6 protein-coding genes are annotated in these 4,765 nt (G+C 64.7%); 3 read left to right on the forward strand and 3 right to left on the reverse strand.

Going from position 1 to position 4,765, the window contains the following annotated elements; all coding sequences use genetic code 11:
- Positions 1–52: 52 nt before the first annotated feature.
- Together efp and earP are read right to left on the reverse strand one after the other, a co-directional pair.
- Positions 53–622 carry an elongation factor P gene (efp, locus tag N5D48_RS25625; protein ID WP_060483780.1) on the reverse strand — a complete coding sequence of 190 codons (570 nt, stop codon included), beginning with the start codon at positions 620–622 and terminating at the stop codon, positions 53–55.
- Between the two features lie 48 nt (positions 623–670).
- On the reverse strand, positions 671–1,804 hold the full coding sequence (earP, locus tag N5D48_RS25630) for an elongation factor P maturation arginine rhamnosyltransferase EarP (protein ID WP_279888898.1): 1,134 nt from the start codon (positions 1,802–1,804) through the stop codon (positions 671–673).
- A gap of 134 nt (positions 1,805–1,938) precedes the next feature.
- Here earP and N5D48_RS25635 point away from each other — a divergent pair, with 134 nt between their 5' ends.
- Both N5D48_RS25635 and N5D48_RS25640 read left to right on the forward strand, forming a co-directional pair.
- Positions 1,939–2,325: a hypothetical protein gene (locus tag N5D48_RS25635; protein ID WP_279888900.1), complete on the forward strand. Its 387-nt coding sequence runs from the start codon at positions 1,939–1,941 to the stop codon at positions 2,323–2,325.
- Between the two features lie 2 nt (positions 2,326–2,327).
- Positions 2,328–2,810 carry a GreA/GreB family elongation factor gene (locus tag N5D48_RS25640; RefSeq protein WP_279888902.1) on the forward strand — a complete coding sequence of 161 codons (483 nt, stop codon included), beginning with the start codon at positions 2,328–2,330 and terminating at the stop codon, positions 2,808–2,810.
- Between the two features lie 147 nt (positions 2,811–2,957).
- On the opposite strand, the gene N5D48_RS25645 is transcribed toward N5D48_RS25640, so the two are convergent.
- The gene (locus N5D48_RS25645) at positions 2,958–3,890 is read right to left on the reverse strand and encodes a LysR family transcriptional regulator (RefSeq protein WP_279888903.1); all 933 of its coding nucleotides are present in this window, start codon (positions 3,888–3,890) and stop codon (positions 2,958–2,960) included.
- A gap of 124 nt (positions 3,891–4,014) precedes the next feature.
- Here N5D48_RS25645 and N5D48_RS25650 point away from each other — a divergent pair, with 124 nt between their 5' ends.
- Entirely contained in the window at positions 4,015–4,764 is a 750-nt protein-coding gene (locus N5D48_RS25650) for a 3-oxoacyl-ACP reductase FabG (protein ID WP_279888905.1), read from the forward strand.
- Position 4,765 lies beyond the last annotated feature (1 nt).

Raw genomic sequence — 4,765 nt, forward strand, 5'->3', positions numbered from 1 at the left:
GCATAAAAAAACCCGGCCGAGGCCGGGTTTTTTATGCGCATCGCAAGAAGGATTACTTCTTGGAACGGCCCTTGAAGCTGTTGTCGCGAGTGTCGATGTCGATCCACTCGTCGATCTGGATGAAGTCGGCGACCGAGATCTCGGTACCGTTCTTCAGCTTGGCAGGCTTCATGACCTTGCCCGAGGTGTCGCCACGGGCGGCGTTCTCGGTGTAGACCACTTGACGGCTGATGGTGGTCGGCAGTTCGACCGATACCAGGCGGCCTTCGAAGAACACGGCTTCGCAGATGTCTTCCATGCCTTCTTCGATGTACGGCAGAACGGCGTCGATGTCTTCGGCGTTCAGTTCGTACATGGTGTAGTCGGTGGTGTCCATGAAGGTGTACGAGTCACCGCTGATGAACGACAGGGTCGCTTCTTTGCGATCCAGGATCACGTCGTCCAGCTTGTCGTCCGCACCGTATACGGTTTCGGTCTTGTAGCCGGTCAGCAGGTTCTTCAGCTTGGTCTTCATGATCGCGCTGTTACGGCCCGACTTGGTGAACTCAGCTTTCTGAACCAGCCACGGGTCGTTGTCGATCCGCAGTACGGTACCGGGTTTCAGTTCTTTACCAGTTTTCATTACGAAGTATCCGAATCTGGATGGATTTATAAAAATCGAGGCCGCGTATCATAGCGAATTTCGGTAAAACTGCACCAGCCTCGTGGCAAGGTCCGGCCGAGCGGCTTGGGCGGCCTGCCACTGGCAGGCGTGTTCGCGGACTTCGTCCCAGTGCGGTTGCAGCGCCCGCCAGGCCTGGCCCATCGGCTGATCCATGTTCCAGGCGCGCCACAACCCGGTCAGCGCCTGGCCAGCCGCATCCGACAGCCCGCGTCGATAAAGGGCGAGAAAGGCCTCGAGCTTTTCCCAGTGGGCGTTTTCTTCCTGGACATAGATGTGCCACAGCATCGGCACGCCGGCCCATTGCGCCCGCACGAAGGAGTCCTCGCCGCGCACGGCGTTGAAATCGCAGCTCCACAGCAGCCGGTCGTAGTCGTCCTGGCTGACGAAAGGCAGGACCTGCACGGTCAGGGCTCCACGCCGATGGAGCGCGCCCACGGGCAAGTCGCCCTCCCCCAGCCAATGGCCAAGGTCCCCCAGGATGCGCCCTTGCGGGACCAGCAGGTGAGTGGGCTGTGCGTCGCTGGCCAGCGCATCGAGCCAGTCACCCAGTTGCGGGTTCTCGTAGGCGAACAGAGAAATCAGTCGCGTACCGTCCGTGGGCTGGATGCCCAGCCCCGCCAGGAACCTCGCCCGCTCGCCCGGCGTGTGCCGGAACGCTTCGCTGCGTGGCAGCAGGGAGGCCTCACGCAGCAGACCACCGGTCTGCTCGGTGAAGCCGGGGAAGAAGAAGATCTTGCGCAGCCCATTGGCCTGGGGTGACGGCAACCCATGGCAACCCTCCACCCAGTCTTCGGCGCTCAAATACTCGAGGTTCAACCACAACGGCGGCTTGGGCTGCTTGCCCATGGCGTCGACATAACCTTCAGGCAATTGGCAAGCGAAGGCGCCCACCACCACTTGTGCCGGCTCTGCGCCCTGCCATTCGACGGGCCAGTGGCGCACCTCGACCCCCTGTTGCCACTGCCGCCCGACCTGGCTGTCCGCCTCGGGGCACAGGCGCACGAAGGCATGCAGGTCGTCCACCCACAGGCGTACCGCCAGGTCGTGCTCGCCCGCCAACTGACGGGCCAGGCGCCAGGTGACGCCAATGTCGCCATAGTTGTCGACGACCGTGCAGAAGATGTCCCAGGTGGTTTTCATCGCCACGTTCCGTTACCTGCGAAAAAGACCGCGAATTTTGCGGACAAACGCCCGCCAACAAAAGTGCAGCGCTGAAAAAATCCGCCGCGCCGTGCGAGAATGCCGCCATACGATACGCCTGCCAGGAGGCCAGCATGCCCCGCTCCCGCGAACTGAAGATTACCTTGAAGCCCATGCAGTTGATCCTGTGCGTGGCCTTCGGCCTGTGGCTCGGCGCGCTGGCCATCGCCGTGAGCCTGTGGCTGGCCCTGCGGTTGTGGCCGGATCAGGTGCAACCGCTGACCCAGGCCCTCGCGCCGACAACGCGCCAGCCTGCTCCGGCACAACCGGTCGATGCACAGGCACGGATGTTCGAGCAGTACAAGGAGATACTGCACAAGCAAGAGCTGCAACAGGCCGCCGATGCCGCCCAGGGCAACCCGCGCAACCTCGGCAGCCCCAAGTGCCAGTTCTGGCTGCAGCAGAACCGCACCGCGCCGACCGACAAGAGTCAGGCCAACGTGCTGGAGTTCTGCTACTGATCATGGACAAGGCCAGCCTGCTACAACGCATCATCGCCACCCTCGAGCACGACATGGAGGTGTTGCGCCGCGCCGCGCAGACCGCCTACGAGGCCGCCACCGCCGAAGAGAACATCGCCGAGAACAAGTACGACACCCTGGGGCTGGAGGCGTCTTACCTGGCTACTGGGCAGGCCCGGCGCACGGCCGAGATCCGCCAGGCGCTGCTGACCTACCAGCAGCTGGTGCTACGCGATTACGACCCGGCTCGGGGGATCCAGATCGGTTGCCTGGTGACCCTGGAAGATGAGGCGGGCCAGCGGCGCCGGCTGTTCCTCGGGCCGGAAGGTGCCGGGCTGAAGGTGGGTGAGGGAGATGGGCTGGTGACGGTGATCACCCCGCGTGCGCCGCTGGGGCAGCAACTGCTCGGCAAGCGGGTGGATGACGAAGTAGGCCTGGTGGTGGCTGGAGTGGCGCAGGTGCAGTTCATCATCGCTATCGCCTGAGCGAGCCTGTTTATTCAGCAGGCCCCTGTGGGAGCGGGTTTACCCGCGAATCAGGCAGCGCGGTGAAGGGCACCAGCTTCGCTGGTGTTCGCGGGTAAACCCGCTCCCACAGGGCTGGCACGTCTCTACAGGGCAGTGCAATGGGCATCAATGACATTGCAGCGCATCGAACCGCTGCGCCAACCCTTGCTCGGCGAACTGCTCGACCACGAAATCGATGAAGGCCCGGGTCTTGCCCGGCAGCAGCTTGTGCTCGGCGTAGTACAGGCTGATGTTGCCATCGTCCACGTACCAGTCGGGCAACACCCGGCACAGGCGCCCGGCGCTGAGGTATGGCACCGCGAACGGCAGGCTCACCAGCGCGATGCCCAGCCCCTGCTCGGCCACCGCGCACGCGGCGTCGGAGTCGCTCATGGTCATGCTCTGCGGCAGTTGCAGCGGGCATTGCTCCTGCCAGCGACTGGTCAGTGGCCAGGCGCGCACCCGACCGGTCTGCGGCGAGCGGATCAAAATGCCTGCATGGGCCTGCAACACCTGTGGATGATCGATCAGGGCGTGCCGCCGCAGATAGGCCGGCGCCGCTACCAGCACCCGGTGCGCGGGGGTCAGCTTGCGCGCCACCACGCCCAGCGGCAGCTCGAAGCCTCCGCCGATGGCGGCGTCGAAGCCCTGCCCGATCAGGTCGACCTGACGATTGTCGAAGTGCCAGTCCGGGGTGATCGCGGGGTAGCGACGCAGGAACTCACCCAGCAGCGGCAGCACATACAAGCGCCCGAACACCGTGCCCATGCTCACTCGCAGCAGACCCGCCGGTTGCCCCTCGGCACTGGCCAGGTTGGCCATGGCGTACTGGATGGTGCGCAGGCTGTCGCTGACCTCGCCGAGAAAACGCTGCCCGGCCTCGGTCAGGGTCAGCTTGCGCGTACTGCGCTGGAACAGCCGCACGCCCAGGCGCGCCTCCAGCTGAGCGACATTCTTGCCCACCGCCGCGGGTGTCAGGGACAGGCGCCGGGCCGCTTCGGCGAAACTGCCGACCTCGGCGCTGCGCACGAAACATTCAAGGCTGCTGAAAGATTCCATGGTATCGATTGCCAACCAAAGGTTTACTCTGCATATCGCGATTGCCATCTTATCAGCATGCAATCTTGGGCCGATACTGCGTCCATCCAAGGCATCCGGCCTTGCTTGAACGCAGGAGATCAGCATGTCCCAGGCATTCCCACTCACCGGCAAGGTGGCCCTGGTCCAGGGCGGTTCCCGAGGCATTGGCGCGGCCATCGTCCGCCGCCTGGCGCGCGAAGGCGCCAAGGTCGCCTTCACCTATGTCAGCTCGACCGCCACCGCCCAGACGCTGGCTGACGAGATCAACGGCAGTGGCGGCCAGGCCCTTGCCCTGCGCGCCGACAGCGCCGACAGCCACGCCGTGCAACAGGCCGTGACCGACACCGTGAAGACCTTCGGCGGCCTCGATATCCTGGTGAACAATGCCGGCGTGCTGGCCGTGGCACCGGTCGCCGAGTTCGACCTGGCCGACTTCGACCGCTTGCTGGCGGTCAACGTCCGCAGCGTGTTCGTCGCCACCCAGGCCGCCGTGCGGCACATGGGCCAGGGCGGGCGGATCATCAACATCGGCAGCACCAACGCCGAGCGCATGCCGTTCGCCGGTGGCGCGCCCTATGCCATGAGCAAGTCGGCCCTGGTCGGCTTGACCAAGGGCCTGGCGCGGGACCTGGGGCCGCAGGGGATCACCGTCAACAATGTGCAGCCGGGGCCGGTGGACACCGACATGAACCCGGCCAGCGGCGAGTTCGCCGAGAGCCTGATTCCGCTCATGGCCATCGGGCGTTATGGGCAGGCGGACGAGATCGCCAGTTTCGTCGCGTACCTGGCGGGGCCTGAAGCGGGGTACATCACCGGCGCGAGCCTGCTGGCCGATGGTGGGTTTGCGGCTTGAT

It is taken from the genome of Pseudomonas sp. GD03858 (genome assembly GCF_029840925.1).
Lineage (GTDB): Bacteria > Pseudomonadota > Gammaproteobacteria > Pseudomonadales > Pseudomonadaceae > Aquipseudomonas.

Excerpts from the sequence above, each read along its gene's own strand:
- efp (WP_060483780.1), bottom strand. The coding sequence starts at position 622 with ATGAAAACTGGTAAAGAACTGAAACCCGGTACCGTACTGCGGATCGAC.
- earP (WP_279888898.1), bottom strand. The coding sequence starts at position 1,804 with ATGAAAACCACCTGGGACATCTTCTGCACGGTCGTCGACAACTATGGC.
- N5D48_RS25635 (WP_279888900.1), top strand. The coding sequence starts at position 1,939 with ATGCCCCGCTCCCGCGAACTGAAGATTACCTTGAAGCCCATGCAGTTG.
- N5D48_RS25640 (WP_279888902.1), top strand. The coding sequence starts at position 2,328 with ATGGACAAGGCCAGCCTGCTACAACGCATCATCGCCACCCTCGAGCAC.
- N5D48_RS25645 (WP_279888903.1), bottom strand. The coding sequence starts at position 3,890 with ATGGAATCTTTCAGCAGCCTTGAATGTTTCGTGCGCAGCGCCGAGGTC.
- N5D48_RS25650 (WP_279888905.1), top strand. The coding sequence starts at position 4,015 with ATGTCCCAGGCATTCCCACTCACCGGCAAGGTGGCCCTGGTCCAGGGC.